Raw genomic sequence first — 15,275 nt, forward strand, 5'->3', positions numbered from 1 at the left:
ATCGATTAGTGTTGCCAAACTATATCGGTTTTCGGTGCCCAATGTTACAACCCGGAGGTCGCGGGGCGGAAGTTCCGCGCCCGAGCGCAAGATTCTAGGAGGCGCCGGAGCCCTGCTCCACCGGCACGCGCACCATGTTGCCCCACTCGGCCCAGGAGCCGTCGTACAGCGAGATGTTTTCAAAGCCGAGGATGTGGTTGAGCACGTACCAGGTGTGCGCGCTGCTCTCGCCGAGCTGGCAGTAGACCACGGTGAGGGCCTTCGGGTCGAAGTCCTCGTAGATCGCGGCGATGTTCGGCAGGTCCTTGAACAGGGCGTTCGGGAACAGGGAGCGGCCCCACGTCACGTTGACCGCGCCCGGGATGTGGCCGTGGCGTAGCGTGCTCGGGGACTTGCCAGGGGCGCGGTCCGCGGTCGGGTCCTCGGCGGTGCCGTCGTATTGGTCGGCCGGGCGGGCGTCGATAAGCTGCGCGGGCGTCTCCGCGAGCAAATCGGCGGCGAAGGTGCGGTACGGCGCGTCGTTGCGCTCGACCACGGGGTAGTCGGAGGCCGGGAACTCCGGCACGGCGAAGGAGGTGTCGCGCTCCTCGCCCATCCAGGCGTCGCGGCCGCCGTCGAGCAGGCGCACGTCCGGGTGGCCGAACAGCTCGAAGACCCAGGCGGTGTAGGCGGCCCACCAGTTGGACTTGTCGCCGTAGACCACGATCGTGTCGTCGCGGGTAATGCCGCGCTCGCTCATCAGCTTGGCAAACGCCTCTCCGTCGATGAAATCGCGCGTGACCGGGTCGTTGAGGTCGCGGTGCCAGTCAATGCGCACCGCGCCCGGGATGTGCCCGATGTCGTAGAGGTAAGCGTCCTCGTCGCTCTCCACGACGCGCAGCCCCGGCTTGCCCAGGCGCGCGGAGAGCCACGCAGCGGAGACGAACTTCTCGGGGTGCGCGAAGTCCTTGAATTTCGGGTTGTCGTCGAGCTCAATGCTCATGGTGGTTCCCCTTCGGTGCATGCTTATCGACGCTTCTTCTCCTCGTTTTCACCGCTCACCCTACCGCGTGCCGCGCACCGCCGGAGCAAAACGGCGGATTGGACGCCCGTTTGAACTGGTCGCTGCGCTGCGCGCATCCCGCCCGTTGTGAGGTTGCACACCTCGAGCGCGCTCGCGCGGTGGAACCGCAGCGCTGGCCTTAAAATTCCGTGTGTAACACCTGCTCGGCAGCGCCTGCCACCGAGACTCTTGCCAACCAGGCCTACAGAAAGGGCATCCCGTGCACAAAGCAATCGTCGTCTTCGAGGTCGAGGGCGGATCTGACAAGCAGTTCAACGGCCACCGGAAAGACACCATGCCCATCGTCGACGCGATCAAGGCGGCCGGCTGGCACGCCGAGGTCGTCTTCTACCGCCCCGAGTGGTCGGAAAAGCTGTTCGAGTACGTCACCGAGCACTTCGACGCCTACATCTCCCGCGTCAACCCCGGCAACATCCCGGGCGGGGAGAAGGGGTACTTCGAGCTGCTGACCAAGCTTGCCGACGCCGGCCTGGTCGGCATGTCCACCCCGGCCGAAATGATGGCGTACGGGGCGAAGGACGCGCTAGTCAAGCTCAACCAGACCGACCTCGTGCCCGCCGACACGGCCGCCTACTACGACGTCGCTTCTTTCCACGACACCTTCCCGACCTCCCTGTCCTACGGCGAGCGCGTGCTCAAGCAGAACCGCGGCTCCACCGGCTCCGGCATCTGGCGCGTCCGCCTGGCTGATAAGGCGCAGGTCGAGGCGCTCGAGCCCGGCACCGCCCTGCCGCTGGACACCAAGCTCAAGTGCACCGAGGCGGTGGACAACCACACCGAGGAGCGCGAGCTGGGCGAGTTCATGGACTTCTGCGACCAGTACATCATCGGCGACAACGGCATGCTCGTGGACATGCGCTTCATGCCGCGCATCACCGAGGGCGAGATCCGCATCCTGCTCGTCGGCCCGCATCCCGTCTTCGTGGTGCACAAGAAGCCGGCGGCGGGCGGCGATGCGTTCTCCGCGACCCTGTTCTCGGGCGCGACGTACACCTACCAGAAGCCGGAGGAGTGGCAGGAGCTGGTGGACATGTTCGCCGCGGCCCGCCCGGTGATAGCGGAGAAGCTCGGCGGCGACAACATTCCGCTGATCTGGACCGCGGACTTCATGCTTGCCGACGACGACGAGACCGGCCAGGACACCTACGTCCTCGGCGAAATCAACTGCTCCTGCGTCGGCTTCACCTCCGAGCTGGACATGGGCATCCAGGAGCTGGTGGCCAAGGAAGCCATTGGCCGCGTGGAGGCGAAGTTCGCCTGACGCGTTTCCGGTACATTGCAGAAAAGGTAATGCTTTAATGCAATTGGCCTTATTAATCAGTGAGGCTCAACCGGAAGGAAGACGTAGCGAATGGCAACTGTGTACGGGAAGACCCGCCCCGGCCAAGGCGGATGGGCCGACTTTGCGTCCGAGGTGGACAAGTACTTGGAAAGCGAGGTCGACGGCTACGCCGTGACCTTCGCGATGCGCGAGCACGCCGAAAAGTACGGGCTGGGCGAAAACGACGACCGTGCAAAGAAGGCGCGGAAGCGCACCCAGAGACGGCTTATCGCCATCGTCCTATTCCCGGTCCTGTTTGTCCTGGGCATCATCGTCTCCCTCTTCAACAAGGGCCTCGGCGGCATCATGATGTTCGCGGGCGTGCTCGCACTGGTCTACCTGGGCCTGAGCGGTTTCCGCTCCATGGACCGCCGCATCAACAAGGATAAGGAAAACAAGGCGTATGTGAACAAGGGCCTGGAGAAGCAGGTCAATGAGAAACGCCGCGCCGAGGTCGAGCGCCTCGTCGGGCTGGCGCGCCAGGGCCGCCCGGAGGAAACCGGGCTGCCGGAGCCGCTGCAGCGCGTCTCCCGCGGTTACCTGGCGGAGGAACGGATCGGTGAGATGCTCGAGCAGCAGCTGCCGGACTCCATCGAGGTTGCCCACGACGTGACGATCCGCACCGACTCCCGCTCCGGGCTGGCCAAGGCCGTCGACGGCTTCGACGACGCAACGTCCGAGATGTTCTACGGCACGACGCCGGAGACCCGTAAGTTCGGCCTCGCGATGGGCGTGATCGGCATGCTCGGCGAGCTGTCCCGCAAGAGCGCGGTGACCGCCAACGCGGACCACGTCCTGTCCACCGCGGCGGGCGTGATCATGGTGGACACGAAGCACTGGACCGGCGAGCTCAGCCTGGATGAGAACGGCCAGTTCACCGCAGGCCCGAACCACGCGGGCAGCCAGTACCGCGAGAAGGCGGCCAGGACGACGCGCTTCGAGGCATCGCGCCTCAACCGCGGCGACGTCGCCATGATCATCCTTGCCGTGGTCGGCGGCACCGTGCGGGGCGGCAGGATTGAGCAGCACGAGGATGGCCAGATCCCCATCATCGCCGTTCCTGCGGAGGACGTGCCGCGCGTCGTCACGGAGCTCCACAACGCCGGCCGCCTGCGCGAGCCGATCCCGATGAGCTCGGTGGCGGCGAACTCCCCGGGCACCGAGTGGTACCCGCAGAGCTAGGCGCCGCTAGGCACAGTTAGGTGCCGTTAGCCGTAGGTGCCGAGCAGATAGTGGACCGGGTAGTTCCACCACCTGTTGAACTCGTCGATGTTGCCAGAGACGGGGACGACCGCGCCGCCGTCGTTGCGCAAATGCACCGTGTAGTGCGCGGTGATGCCCTCGGCGGTGGCGCCGGTGCGCTCGCCCCAGGCCAGGTCCACGCCGCCGTCGGGGGTGAGGGTGACGGACTCGATCTTGTCCACCGCCGCCATGTCCTGGGCGGGCGCGCCGTTGACGTAGAGGGCGAGACCGTCGGCGATGGAGGCGCCGGTGCCGGCGGGGCGGTGCTCGTCGCCAAGCGAGCCGCGGAAGACGATCCAGCTCAGCGGCGCGCACGGGTCGTAGGCGTTGTCGATGTCCTCGATCCAGTAGTTGAAGTCGCTGCCGTCGTCTGCCGGCATGCGGCCAGGGGCGGAGCCGGCGGGGTAGGCCTCGCGGGGGTCGTTGGGAGGGGTGCCGCACGACGGCGCGGGGGCGTCGGATTGCGCGACGGGTTGTTCGGCGGGGCTGTCAGACACGGTCTGCGTTTCGGTGACGGTGCTGGGGGCGGGGGCTGGCTCGTCGCCGTCGCATGCTGCGAGCGCGAGCAGCGCTGCGAGTGCGACGATTGGCGCGGGGCGTGTCATCGTGGCTCCTCGCGCGGATTAGAGCAGGGTATCGACGCTTGCCGGGTCGGCGTCGGAAAGCATCTGGCGGCAGCGGTCGTACTCGGCGTCGTCGCCAATCGCCTTGGAGACGAGCGCGAGCATGGCGATAGCCTTCAGCACCGGCACGTTCGCCTCGTGCGAGGCCGGGACCGGGCCCCAGCCCTTCCACCCGTTGGCGCGCAGGCGGTCGAGCGAGCGGTGGTAGCCGGTGCGCGCGTACGCGTAGGCGACAAGCTCGTCGCCGCCGTCGAGCTCCTCGGCGGCGCGGGCGGCCCACACTGCAGGCGAGTCCGGGTGCGCGAGCGCGGTCTCGCGGGCGAGCGGGTCCTTGCCCTTGGCCGGGTCGTCGGGCAGGTGCAGAGGCGGGGGAGCGAGCATGTCGTTGATTTCCATGCCGGCCAGGCTAGCAGTTCGGGCTTTTCAACGTGCCAGCGCGCACCAGTTGCCTTACAGTAGTACGCAACTGACACGAAGGAGACCCGCATGGCAAGCCCGCTGTATGTTGCAAAGACGGGAACGTACGAAGAGTTCTGCGAGGTCTTCGACGCGGAAGAAAACGACGTGACCGACATGCTATTCGCGGCACTGACCAACGGTGACCCGGAGGCGCGCGCGAAGATCAGCAACGACATGTTGGACCGTGGTGCGGACGCGTCGCGCGAGGAATACGGGCAGAACGCGCTGACGATCCTGCTTGGTCGGCATCGCGACCTCGGGGACGGCGACGCTGCGCTGGTGCAAAGGCTCATCGACGGAGGTGCGGACGTCAACTTCCGCAACCGTAGCGGGGACCTGCCGATACGGTTGGCGATCACGGTGCGTGTAGCTGATGACGAGCAGCGCCGCGAAGTCTACGAGGCGCTGTTTGGGACGGGCGAGCTCGACCTGAGTCTGCCGTCGAGTGTGCGCAATCCGATCAACACCGTCGGCGGCTGGCTGCGTATGAACGTGGATGGGCGTCCCGGCAAGCTGGATGTGCTCGACGAGTTCCTCCAGGCCCGTGGCGAGTGAGTGAAGGAGGCCCCCATGGCAAGCCCGCTCTATGTTGCCGGGAATGGCACCTACGAGGAGTTCTGCGAGGTCTTCGACGCGGAAGAAAACGACGTGACCGACATGCTATTCGCGGCACTGACCAACGGTGACCCGGAGGCGCGCGCGAAGATCAGCAACGACATGTTGGGCCGTGGCGCTGACGCTGCGCGGGTCGACACTGGCCAGAACACACTGGCCCTGGTGTGCTCGCACGAAGAGCTGGGCGCAGGCGACGCTGCGCTGGTGCAAAGGCTTATCGACGGCGGCGCGGACGTGAATTTCCGTAACCGTAGCGGGGACGTGCCCATCAAGCTGGCCATTGACATGGGGATGGATGATGCACAGCGCCGCCCCGTCTACGAGGCGCTGTTCGGCGCCGAGGAGCTCGACCTGAGCCTGCCGTCGAGCGTGCGCAACCCGAAAAACACGATCGGTGGTTGGCTACGCATGTGCGTGGACGCGAACCCCGAAGGCCTCGCCGTGCTCGACGAGTTCCTTTCTGCCCGCGGGTACTAGTCCCAGAAGTCGGAGGCGTTGAGCCCGAAGCGGTAGAGGCAGCGGCGCAAAAGCGGCATGGACAGGCCGATGACGCTGGTGGGGTCGCCGTCGATGGAGTCGATGAACCAGCTGCCAAGCGCCTCGAGCGTGAACGCGCCGGCGCATTTGAGTGGCTGGCCGGAGGCGGCGTAGGCCTCGATGTCTGCGTCGGAGACGTCCCCGAAGCGGATTGCGGTGGCGATCGTGTCCACGACCCATTCGCCCTGGTGCGCGACGGCGTGGCCGGTCAGCAGGTGGGCTTCCTTGCCGCGTTGGGCTTTCCACCGCGCGATGGTGCGCTCTGGGGTGTGGGGTTTGCCCAGCAGTTGGCCGTCTAGCAGCAGCATTGAGTCGCAGCCGACGACTACGTCGTTGGGGAAGTCGCCCGCCACGGTCGCGGCCTTCGCGTGCGCAAGCTTTTCGACGATCACACGCGGCTCCGCCTCACCGAGCTCGGCGATGATCGCGTCCTCGTCGACGTGGGCGGGCCGCAACACGGGGGTGACGCCACCCTGCTCAAGCAGCATGCGGCGCGATGGGGACTGGGAGGCGAGAACGAGGCGCATGGGGTTAAAAGTAGGTGATGTTGGCGAAGGCGTGCGGGTTGAACAGCTGCTCCGCGTGGTTGGCCAGCGCGGGGTTGCCCCAGCGGTTTTGGTCCGCGGGCTGCTGCTTCGCCTTCGCGGCGGCCTGCAGGTCCGTGAGGACGGCGGTGAGCGCGGCGAGCTCGTCCTCGGTGGGGTTGCCCTTGGTCACCGTGAACAGGGGTGTTGCGGTCATGGGGTGCTCCTTTTTCGTGGCGGAGATGGTTACAGCGGGATGTTGCCGTGCTTCTTCTGCGCCGGGTAGGCCACCTTGCGCTCCAGCAGGCGCAGGCCCTCCAGGACGTGGTGGCGGGTTGCCGACGGTGGGATGACCGCGTCGACGAGTCCGCGCTCGGTGGCCACGTACGGGTTGAGGTTCTCCTCGGCGTACTGCTCGGCGCCGACGCCGAGGTGGGAGGCGGCGGTGGGGGCGTCGGCAAGCGCGATCTGCGCGGTGGGCCATGCGAACACGAGGTCCGCGCCCAGACCCTTGGAGCCGAGGACGGCGTACGAGGTGCCCAGCGCCTTGCGGGTGATGACGGTGATGGTGCCCACCTGGGCCTCGGCGAACGCGAACGCGAGGGCGGCCGCGGCCGCGGAGGCGCCGGCGCGCTCCTCCTCGACGGAGGGGACGAAGCCGGGGGAGTCCACGAACTGCACGATCGGCAGGTTGAACGCGTCGCAGGTGCGGATGAAGCGGGCGGCCTTGCGGGCGCCGGCCGCGGTGAGGCAGCCAGCCAGGACGCTCGGCTGCGTGGCCACGACGCCGACGGCGCGGCCGTGGACGTGGGCGAACCCGGTGAGGACGTTGCCGGCGTAGTCGGCGCTGAGCTCGTAGAAGTCGCCGTCGGTGACCGCGGCGACGATCTCGGCGACCTCGTAGGGCTGCGCGTCGTCGTCTGGGATGATGGTGTCCAGGTCGGTCTCTGCGCCACCTGTGGCAGCGCGCTCCGCGTCCGCGCCGAGCGGGGAGGCGGCCTGGTTGTTCAGCGGCAGGTAGCCCACGATGCGCTGCACCGCATCGAGTGCGCCCGCCATGTCCGCGGCGGTGACGTGCGCAAGGCCGGTGGTCGCGGCGTGCACGGCCGCACCGCCGAGCGCGTCGGCGGTCGTCGCGGTGCCGGAGACCTGGCTGACAATGTCGGTGTCGGACAGGTGGAGGCTCGCGCCTTCGACCATCACGGTGACGTCGGCAAGCGGCACTGTGGTCGCCGCGAGGGTGGCGACCTCGCCGGCCACCACCGCGATCTGCGGCACGAGACCAGAGGCGTGGGTGGCGGCGCGCAGCAGTTTGGCCTGCATGTGGGCGGTGACTATGCCTTCTTGCCAGCGCGGACCGACCGAGTCGTAGATGCCGATGACCGGTACGCCGGTCTTGGTTGCCAGATCAAAGAGTTTGAGCATTTTCTCGGCGTAGACCTCGCCGATGGCCCCGTCGAAGATGTCGGGATCCTGGCTGAAGATGCAGACCCGGCGACCGTCGATAAGCCCATAGCCCGTGATGACGCCATCGGTGGCGGGCTTCGTACGATCCATCTTGTACGCCTCGACGCGGTGGCGCGCGAGCGCGTCGGTTTCCACGAACGAACCGTCGTCGAGCAGCGCCTCCACGCGCGCGCGAGCCGTCATCGCGCCCTCGGTCGGCGCCTCCGCGCGATCAGCGGCCGGCGTGCGCGCCTCGTCCAGGCGGTTGCGCAGGTCCTGGATGCGGCCCGCGGTGGTCTTCAAATCGGGTTTTGCAGTCTTGTCGCCCATAAGCCCTCAGTCTATGCCCCTATCTGTTATGCACCAAAGATAAAACCACACGTTGTATCGTCCGGTCGGGCATGAGCGTTTCTCTGCGAATGCTGTGTCAACCTATACATGTTTTGCAAAAGCTTTACCCAGGCGTTGTGAAGCCGAAATCTGGGGGTGTTCCTATCTATGGCACGGGGGTCAACCCCACCTGGGACGAGACCCTGCTGATCGTCACCGCTGACCACGAGACCGGCTACCTCACCGGCGCCAATGACGTCCCGGGCTTCTCTCCGCTGGCCGGCGAAAGTCAGGCTGCACCGGAGCACAAGTACAACTCCGGCGACCACACCAACCAGCTCGTGCCGTTCTTCTTCAAGGGCGCTGGTTCCGAGGACATCCTCGCAGCTGCCGAGGGCGAGGATCCGGTGCGTGGCAAGTACATCGACAACACCACCATCGCCAAGCTGACCAAGGAAAACTGGTGGGCTGAGGACAAGGCGGGCGACCAGGGCGATGCAGCCGAGGGCTCCTCCAAGGAGCAGAAGATCGCTGCCGGTGTCGCCGGTGGCCTGGCGCTGGTCCTCGCGCTGATTGCTGGCGCGTACCAGGCTGGCCTGCTGCCGAACATCCCGGGCCTGCCGAAATTCTAATCACTTCTGGCTCACCCAAACACTGAGCGGGTGCCTCGAGTTATTCGAGGCACCCGCTTTGTCGCGTTAGGGCTTATCGCTTATCGACGCCACGCTCATGCACCACCACCTGCGGTTCTTTAACTCCGGCGAAGATCAGTTCAAGGCGAGTGACCGGTTCGCCAAGCGCTTCCTCGAGGAGGGTGGCGTAGATGTCGAGCTGCAGGAAGTAGCTGGTCACCGTCTCTGCGCGTGCGGTGACGTCGGTCTTCCAGTCGGCGATGATCCACCCGGCGGTATCGCTGCTGGTGTCACGGTAGAGCAGGTCGATGTAGCCGTTGACCGCGGTGCCGTCGACTGTGCCGATAACCGGCAGCTCCCGCTGCGCCTTGGCGTCAGCCTCGAGGCTGCGCGTGTACGGGGTGGATTCGGCGAAGCAGGCAGCGACGCGCACCACATCCTCCACGGCCGATGCTGGCAGCTCGTAGAGCGAGGCGACGGTCGCAGCGACCTGCTCGAGCTCACCACCTTGGGGCAGGTGCTCCATCACATCGTGGACTGCGGTGCCGAAGTCGGTCCCGGCGTTGTCCCGGTAGAGACCGCTGTTGATCTGGCGGGCCGGGAAGCTGGCTGCCGCCACTCGCTCGTCCAGGGAGTGGCGCAGGCGGGCGCCGGTGATCTGCGTGTGGCGAGGCAGGGCGTCGTCGGCCGGGCGGGACTGCGCTGGCTGCGCGCCGGCAGGGTCGGCGGTGGGCTCGGGGATGGCCTGGTCCTCGGCGTGGGCGATGGCGGTGACGCCCATTCGTTGGGTGATGCCGGTCGCCTTGGCGAGTGCCTCGGCCCTCGTAGCGAAGCGCTCTGCGTTCGGCGCACTGCGGTCGGCGTCCTGTGCCTTGGGTGCCGCGATGGCATCGAAACCTGGCAGTTCCTCACGGGCGATGGGGGCGTATTGGGTGGAGTCGTCGATGATCTCGGCGAGCTTCGCGCCGCGCTGCGCTTTGGTGTACTCGCGTGGTCCCCCCCTTCTTCTTGGGTCTGTTTTTCTTGAGTTGCAGCGGGATAGCCAGGACGGACTTGGCGCGCGTCATGGCGACGTAGAGCAGGCGGATCAGCTCGTTGGCGTCGGCTTCGTCGTCGAAGGCCTTGGCAACGAGGTAATTGGGGGTTGGCGCGTCCTTGAGCTTGAACTGCGCGGTGCTATCTGCCCGGGAGAAGGTGCGTACCGCGCGACTGCTCGAGGTGTGGCCGGACATGCCAGCGGCGATGACCATGGGGAACTCGCGACCCTTGGACTTGTGGATCGTCATGAAGCGAACTGCGTCGGTGCCGGTATCAAGCAGAGGCTCGGAGACGCCCTGGTTGGTTTCAGCTTGGGTGTCAGACCAGCGAACAAATTCGCGGAGGCCGAGCCCGGTTGTGGCAGAGAAGCGGTCAGCGAGCGTGAGCAACGTCTCCACGCGCGGGAGGTGGTCGGGGTGGCCACTTGCGGCGTAGGCCTCCGCGAGTCCGAATTCCGCGACGATGCGGCGCACCATGGTCGCCGCATCGGTGCGCTGTGCTTCCGCGGAAAGTCGGCGAAGCTGCTCGACGCAAGTGTCGACGCTCGCAGCAACCTCATCCTGCGTAATCGCGGCGTCGAGCGACTCCGGGGCTTCATGGAGGTGCTCGCGGCGTACCTGCGCCCACCGAGCGATGTCCGCATCCGAGCAGCCGAGAAGTGCGGTGCGCAGGGCAGCGATGCGGGTGAAGTCGTCAGCGGGGTCGGCCACCGCGCGCAGTACAGTGACCAGGTCGTTCAGCTCCGGGGTGGCAAAAAGCGCGCCGGAGCCCTCGGAAACCCAGGGGATGTCTGCGTCGCCGAGGACCTGCATCAGGCGCAGCGCATCGTTGTGGGTGGGCACGACGATGGCGATGTCGGAGTAGCGCAGGGGCGCTCCGGCTTGCGCACCGCTGTGGTGGACGAAGCGAGGGTCCGCACCGGCAACCGCCGCACGAATGAGCGCGACAACGTCGGCGGCTTCGCGTTCGCGCAGTTCGGCGGGCGGCAGGTCTTCCGCGTCTGCGTCCTGCAGCACGATGAACGCGCCCTCGCGGCCTTCCGCGGCGTCCTGGGGGAGCATGGGCACGTAGTTGGCTTGGGCGGGGCCGTCGTTGGAGCTCGCGTGGGCGTCGAAAAGCTGCCCGTAGAGCTCGTTGACAGCGGCGACGACCGCTTCCGAGGACCGGAAGTTTCGCGAGAGCTGCTTCACACCATGGTCGGCATCGCGGGCGGCGGCGCTGGTGCGTGCGGCGACGTAGGTGTCGATGTCGGCGTTGCGGAACTTGTAGATCGACTGCTTCGGGTCGCCGACCATGAACAGGCGGCCGGGCTGCGGGGTGTCGTGCGGCCCGCGGGCGATCGCGGTGACGATGTCGAGCTGCGCGGGGTCGGTGTCCTGGAATTCATCGACGAAGATGACGCGGTATTGCTCATGCAGCTTTGCGCGCACCTCGTCGTCGACCACGAGCTGTTGCGTCAGGTAGATCATGTCGTGGAACTCGAGGATGCCGGTGCGGTGGCGCGCGTCGGCGGCTCTGAGCACGAGGGCCGCGAGCACGGGAGCGATTGTCGACGTCGCCGCGTACCCCGCGTAGCACCCAAGCTCATCGAGTCGCTCGAGGAAGTCCTTGTACTCCTCCTTGACCTGCTTAGCTTCCGGCTTGCTGCCGCCGGTATTGCCAGGTTTAGGCAAGCTGAGCTCGGCGAGGGAGTCCGCCGCGTCGAGCTCGGCCAGGCGGTCATCGAAGAAGGTGAGGAGTTTGTCGGAGACGCCCGAGGCGTAGGCACGATCGCGGATCAGGCGCAGCTGCTTGCGCAGGCTGGCTCGTAGCTCGTCTTCGGGTGGGGCCTCGAAGGCGGACGCTTTGATCGTGGCGCCGAGCTCGCCCCAGTGCGCGTCCATCCACTCGACCAGCTCTTGCAGGTGCTTGAAGGTCACGCCTTCGCCCAGGAGGTACTGCAGTTGGGTGATGAATTCGGCTGCGGAGATGTTCGTCGGCAGCGCGTCGATAGTTGCTGTGGCTTCTTCACTGCCCTCGAAGAGCGCGGTAATGGTCTCGATAATTGCCTCGCTGTGCTGGGCAGAGGAGAAATAAGCGGCGAGGTCATCGACAGCGTCGACCTTCGGTGGCAGGCCGGCCTCCAGCGGGTACTGCTTGAGCACGCGCAGGCAGAAGGAATGAAGCGTGCCGAGCGCGGCGCCGGGCAGTCCTTCGAGCGCTTCTTGGGCGCGCTGCTTGGCCCGCTCCGGGTCGTGGAATGCGCGAGGCTGCCCATTGCCGAGCGTGTAGGCGCCGGTGTCGCGGACCTGGATGAGCGCGCGGCGCAGACGGGCGGTGAGCTCCGCGGCTGCGGCTTCGTTGAAGGTGATGGCGGCGATCTGATCGATGCGGGTGCCGTGCTCGATAATCAGCGTGAGCAGGCGCTGGATGAGCATGACGGTCTTGCCGGAGCCGGCACCCGCCTCGACGAAGCAGGAGAGCTCGACTTGGTTTTGGATGAATTCACGGTTGGCTTCGTCCTCGACGAGGCGGTCGGCAAAATGTGTTTGAGTCATTGATTTTCCTCTCGCGGGGCTAAGCGTCGGCGGGCGCAGTGTACTCGGTGGTCAGGGGCTGCTCGAAGTCCAAAGGCGGCATAATCGCTGTCAACGCGTTGTAGTTGGACACACCCAGGCGCAGGCGCTCGTCGCTGTCCCAGCGCTCCGGGATAGCGTGTGGCGGGAACGCACCGCGCTGGATGTGGCGGTAGACATTGCCTAGGTTGGTCTGCAGCGTTGCAACTGCGTCGTCGTCGACAGTGATTTTCACGTGCGAGTCGTCCGGGTCACGGAAGAACCAGTAGCGCGCCTGCACCTCGGTGACCTCGCCGGGCCACTCTGCGGGCCCGCCGGGGAAAAGCACGGCCGGATTACCCGTGGCGGCAAGCGCGCGCACGATGTAGCCGTACAGAGCCAGCTGGAAGTAGTAGTGCGGCGCGCCGTCTTTGACCTGCCCGGTCGGCGTCTTCTGCTCCACGTACGTGCTTGTCGTCTTGCCCTTGCCGGACTTGTAATCGGTCACGCGCAAGATGACGGCGCCGTTTTCCACCTTGAAATCAACGCGGTCGGCGTAGCCCTTCACCGGCAGGTCCACGCCGAGCTCGGGAAGCGGAAGCGACGCGGCGGGCTCTTCCGCGGTGTTGCCGAAGGCGAACTCGGTGGCAAGTGGCGTCCAGCCTTCTTCTGCCTCGTTGCGCTCCTGGGCGAGCCAGCCGTGCACGTCCTTGCGCGCCTGCTCGGCAAACGTGTCCCACACCAGCGCGTTGACCTTGTCACTGCGATGCCGCGCCAGTTCCCGCTCTAGGATGTGATCCATCACCTCGACGGCCTCGCCCTCCCAATCCAGGTCGGCGTAGTGCTCGGGACGGGCGTCGTTGTCCAGCCACATTTCGTTGGTCCAGCGCTCCAGCACTGCGTGCAGGATCGTGCCGGTGTCGGCGGAGGCGACGTGCATATCCTCCGCGTCGTCCTCAAGCACCCAGTTGCCGGTCACGCGCTGGATAAAGTACTCCAGCGGCGACTTGGTAAAGCTCTCCAGCGCGGAGCTGGAAATCGGTTTCTGCAGCGTGTGCAGGCCAAAGTCGGTGCCGGTGTAGCCGGTAAATTCGCCGGCGACGCCCGCATGCCGCGCACGCATGATCTCCGCGTAGCGCGCCGCCCGCTCGCTGGGTGCGCCGGCCAGCGCGTTCGCGAGCGCAATCTCGGCCTGGCTCGTGGGCGTGCGTTCGCCGCTTACTAGCCCCGGGTAGAGGGCACCCACGCGGGTTTCGTCCTGGTCAAGCCAGGTGGAGGGCTCGGTCAGCCCGCCGCCGGCAATCCCAGATCGGGCGCGTGTGAGCACAATGCTTCTCGACGCCCGCAGCGCCCCCGCAAGCGTCCGCTCCCTCCGCGCCAGGAACTGCTCCGGAGTGGTGTGCTGCTGCGCCTGCGTCATCGTCGCGCTGGGGGTGAGCGAGCCGGGCAGGGCAGCGTCGGTGGTGCCGGTGATGAACGCGAGCTGGAGGTTTCGCCCGTCCAGGCTCTCAAGCGGTCCGACCGAGAGCACACCGGTGTTGGTGGCGCGCGCCGGGCGGGCGGCGAGTTCGCGAGCGATCTCGAGAGCGCGCTCACGTTGGGGCGCGCCCTGCTGGGCGGCGAGCTGGTCTACCAGCGGGTCCAGGTAGATCGCTTGTTGCGGCTTCCCGATGCTCAGGACATCCAACGCGATCTTCCGGAACGCGGAGGCGAAGCCTTCCCAGCTCTCCGCCTCGGTCAGCGGTGCGAGCGTGGCGCGTAGGTCCACGACCCAGCGGGCGGCGGTCACGCTGCGTTCGGGTACGCGCTCGCGCGCTGGGGTGCCATCTTCGGCCTGGCGCGCGGCGGTGTCTATGACCGCGTCCCAGTCGCTACCGGTGAGCGCTGTGCCGAGGCGGTCGCGTGAGCCGGCGTCGAAGGCGCGCAGGCCGGGGCTGTCCTTCACCTTGCCGGTGGAGAGCAGCTCCACGAGCTGGTGGCGGTGCATCTCGGCAGGGCGCAGCGTGAGCAGGGCGGTGAGGGCACGGAACACGTTGTGCTGAGCCCACACGCCGCGCGCGGGTGCGTGGTAGGGGATGCCCGCCTCGTCGAGGGCGTGGGTGAGGAAAGGAAGCTCTGCGTCATCGCAGTAGGCCACGGCGATTGCGTGCAGCGGGGTGCCGGCGGCGACGGCGTCGAGGATGCGGCCGGTGACGTAGGTGGCCTCGTCCGGCTCGGCGATCAGCGAGACGCGTTCGGTGTGCTCACGCAGGTCTGGCAGATCGACGGGCGTGGCCTGCTGGAACTGGGCCAGCGCCCATTCGGTGCGCGCGTCGTGGGCCAGTGCGCCGACGGTGATGAGCGCCCCGCGGTGGCCTTCGGCGGCGGCGCGGACCGCATCCGGGAAGGTGAAGCGAGTGTCGCGGAACTCTTCGGCGGCGCGCTGGGCGATCTCGGCCACGATGCTGGGCAGCTGCGCGCCGCCGTGGTCCGCACGCCATTCGGCGGGGGAGTTGAGGAGGGTATACAGGGCGTCGATAAGCGCTGCATGCGTGGCCGCGGAAGTATGCAGCTTGGTCTCATGGAAGGGGGTCGGCTCGGCGCCGTCGGCGAGGGTGCGGGCGACGAAGGCAGCGACATCGGCGCGCTGCAGCAGCGTGCGGGACTCCTGATCACGCGCGGCGCGCTGCAGCAGCATGTCGAGCGTGACCACGTCCACCCCGAGGCGCGGGCCGCCGGTGGCAATGGCGGCGACCACATCGTCGAAGGCGGGCGTGGGGCACAGCACCGTGACCGGGGCGAGGGGATCGCCGGCTTGCGCAGTATCGACGGCCGCGAGCAGCGCGGTGGCGTAGGGGGACGAGGGCGGGTGGGGCGTAGCTGTCATGGGGCCCACAGTAATTGGGCAGCCGAACATCGGCAGGGGATGTAT

Annotated in this window: 14 protein-coding genes; 5 read left to right on the top strand and 9 right to left on the bottom strand. The window is 67.0% G+C overall.

Annotated elements, in window-relative coordinates; all coding sequences use genetic code 11:
• Positions 1 to 94: 94 nt before the first annotated feature.
• Positions 95 to 982 (bottom strand): sulfurtransferase, encoded by an 888-nt coding sequence (locus tag FPH17_RS08185; RefSeq protein WP_154879731.1) that lies wholly within the window; start codon positions 980 to 982, stop codon positions 95 to 97.
• Between the two features lie 280 nt (positions 983 to 1,262).
• On the opposite strand from FPH17_RS08185, the gene FPH17_RS08190 reads away from it, so the two are divergent.
• Together FPH17_RS08190 and FPH17_RS08195 are read left to right on the top strand one after the other, a co-directional pair.
• The gene (locus tag FPH17_RS08190) at positions 1,263 to 2,324 is read left to right on the top strand and encodes a Cj0069 family protein (protein ID WP_154879733.1); all 1,062 of its coding nucleotides are present in this window, start codon (positions 1,263 to 1,265) and stop codon (positions 2,322 to 2,324) included.
• 90 nt (positions 2,325 to 2,414) lie between these two features.
• Positions 2,415 to 3,566, top strand: a complete 1,152-nt coding sequence (locus FPH17_RS08195) for a nuclease-related domain-containing protein (protein ID WP_095277627.1) — start codon at positions 2,415 to 2,417, stop codon at positions 3,564 to 3,566.
• A 26-nt stretch (positions 3,567 to 3,592) separates the two neighbouring features.
• Here the strand turns inward: FPH17_RS08195 and FPH17_RS08200 are convergent, their stop codons facing one another.
• Together FPH17_RS08200 and FPH17_RS08205 are read right to left on the bottom strand one after the other, a co-directional pair.
• Positions 3,593 to 4,231 carry a hypothetical protein gene (locus FPH17_RS08200; protein ID WP_154879735.1) on the bottom strand — a complete coding sequence of 213 codons (639 nt, stop codon included), beginning with the start codon at positions 4,229 to 4,231 and terminating at the stop codon, positions 3,593 to 3,595.
• A gap of 18 nt (positions 4,232 to 4,249) precedes the next feature.
• Entirely contained in the window at positions 4,250 to 4,645 is a 396-nt protein-coding gene (locus FPH17_RS08205; protein ID WP_154879737.1) for a DUF3151 domain-containing protein, read from the bottom strand.
• Between the two features lie 90 nt (positions 4,646 to 4,735).
• Here FPH17_RS08205 and FPH17_RS08210 point away from each other — a divergent pair, with 90 nt between their 5' ends.
• Both FPH17_RS08210 and FPH17_RS08215 read left to right on the top strand, forming a co-directional pair.
• Positions 4,736 to 5,263 (top strand): ankyrin repeat domain-containing protein, encoded by a 528-nt coding sequence (locus FPH17_RS08210; protein WP_154879739.1) that lies wholly within the window; start codon positions 4,736 to 4,738, stop codon positions 5,261 to 5,263.
• A gap of 15 nt (positions 5,264 to 5,278) precedes the next feature.
• A complete protein-coding gene (locus FPH17_RS08215) occupies positions 5,279 to 5,800 on the top strand; it encodes an ankyrin repeat domain-containing protein (RefSeq protein WP_154879741.1) in 522 nt (173 codons plus the stop codon).
• Here FPH17_RS08215 and FPH17_RS08220 read toward each other — a convergent pair.
• From FPH17_RS08220 to FPH17_RS08230, 3 genes are read right to left on the bottom strand one after another with little or no spacing between them, the layout of a single operon-like run.
• On the bottom strand, positions 5,797 to 6,387 hold the full coding sequence (locus tag FPH17_RS08220; protein ID WP_154879743.1) for a Maf family protein: 591 nt from the start codon (positions 6,385 to 6,387) through the stop codon (positions 5,797 to 5,799). The genes FPH17_RS08215 and FPH17_RS08220 overlap by 4 nt on opposite strands.
• 4 nt (positions 6,388 to 6,391) lie before the next feature.
• Positions 6,392 to 6,601, bottom strand: coding sequence for an acyl-CoA carboxylase subunit epsilon (locus FPH17_RS08225; protein WP_154879744.1), 210 nt, complete (start codon positions 6,599 to 6,601; stop codon positions 6,392 to 6,394).
• Positions 6,602 to 6,630: 29 nt separating this feature from the next.
• Positions 6,631 to 8,160: an acyl-CoA carboxylase subunit beta gene (locus tag FPH17_RS08230; protein WP_154879746.1), complete on the bottom strand. Its 1,530-nt coding sequence runs from the start codon at positions 8,158 to 8,160 to the stop codon at positions 6,631 to 6,633.
• Positions 8,161 to 8,297: 137 nt separating this feature from the next.
• On the opposite strand from FPH17_RS08230, the gene FPH17_RS08235 reads away from it, so the two are divergent.
• On the top strand, positions 8,298 to 8,792 hold the full coding sequence (locus tag FPH17_RS08235) for a hypothetical protein (RefSeq protein WP_154879748.1): 495 nt from the start codon (positions 8,298 to 8,300) through the stop codon (positions 8,790 to 8,792).
• A 73-nt stretch (positions 8,793 to 8,865) separates the two neighbouring features.
• Here FPH17_RS08235 and FPH17_RS08240 read toward each other — a convergent pair whose 3' ends face one another.
• The 3 genes from FPH17_RS08240 to FPH17_RS08250 all read right to left on the bottom strand — a co-directional run bounded on the left by FPH17_RS08240 (position 8,866) and on the right by FPH17_RS08250 (position 15,230).
• The gene (locus tag FPH17_RS08240) at positions 8,866 to 9,573 is read right to left on the bottom strand and encodes a PD-(D/E)XK nuclease family protein (protein WP_154879750.1); all 708 of its coding nucleotides are present in this window, start codon (positions 9,571 to 9,573) and stop codon (positions 8,866 to 8,868) included.
• Positions 9,574 to 9,700: 127 nt separating this feature from the next.
• Entirely contained in the window at positions 9,701 to 12,367 is a 2,667-nt protein-coding gene (locus FPH17_RS08245; RefSeq protein WP_154879752.1) for a UvrD-helicase domain-containing protein, read from the bottom strand.
• Between the two features lie 19 nt (positions 12,368 to 12,386).
• Entirely contained in the window at positions 12,387 to 15,230 is a 2,844-nt protein-coding gene (locus FPH17_RS08250) for a PD-(D/E)XK nuclease family protein (protein WP_154879754.1), read from the bottom strand.
• Positions 15,231 to 15,275: the final 45 nt, after the last annotated feature.

The organism is Corynebacterium gottingense, assembly GCF_007559235.1.
Taxonomy (GTDB): domain Bacteria; phylum Actinomycetota; class Actinomycetes; order Mycobacteriales; family Mycobacteriaceae; genus Corynebacterium; species Corynebacterium gottingense.

What these genes read in the sequence shown, in the direction of transcription:
- FPH17_RS08185 (WP_154879731.1), bottom strand. Translation starts at nt 982, where the DNA reads ATGAGCATTGAGCTCGACGACAACCCGAAATTCAAGGACTTCGCGCAC.
- FPH17_RS08195 (WP_095277627.1), top strand. Translation starts at nt 2,415, where the DNA reads ATGGCAACTGTGTACGGGAAGACCCGCCCCGGCCAAGGCGGATGGGCC.
- FPH17_RS08200 (WP_154879735.1), bottom strand. Translation starts at nt 4,231, where the DNA reads ATGACACGCCCCGCGCCAATCGTCGCACTCGCAGCGCTGCTCGCGCTC.
- FPH17_RS08205 (WP_154879737.1), bottom strand. Translation starts at nt 4,645, where the DNA reads ATGGAAATCAACGACATGCTCGCTCCCCCGCCTCTGCACCTGCCCGAC.
- FPH17_RS08210 (WP_154879739.1), top strand. Translation starts at nt 4,736, where the DNA reads ATGGCAAGCCCGCTGTATGTTGCAAAGACGGGAACGTACGAAGAGTTC.
- FPH17_RS08215 (WP_154879741.1), top strand. Translation starts at nt 5,279, where the DNA reads ATGGCAAGCCCGCTCTATGTTGCCGGGAATGGCACCTACGAGGAGTTC.
- FPH17_RS08220 (WP_154879743.1), bottom strand. Translation starts at nt 6,387, where the DNA reads ATGCGCCTCGTTCTCGCCTCCCAGTCCCCATCGCGCCGCATGCTGCTT.
- FPH17_RS08225 (WP_154879744.1), bottom strand. Translation starts at nt 6,601, where the DNA reads ATGACCGCAACACCCCTGTTCACGGTGACCAAGGGCAACCCCACCGAG.
- FPH17_RS08230 (WP_154879746.1), bottom strand. Translation starts at nt 8,160, where the DNA reads ATGGGCGACAAGACTGCAAAACCCGATTTGAAGACCACCGCGGGCCGC.
- FPH17_RS08240 (WP_154879750.1), bottom strand. Translation starts at nt 9,573, where the DNA reads ATGGGCGTCACCGCCATCGCCCACGCCGAGGACCAGGCCATCCCCGAG.
- FPH17_RS08245 (WP_154879752.1), bottom strand. Translation starts at nt 12,367, where the DNA reads ATGACTCAAACACATTTTGCCGACCGCCTCGTCGAGGACGAAGCCAAC.
- FPH17_RS08250 (WP_154879754.1), bottom strand. Translation starts at nt 15,230, where the DNA reads ATGACAGCTACGCCCCACCCGCCCTCGTCCCCCTACGCCACCGCGCTG.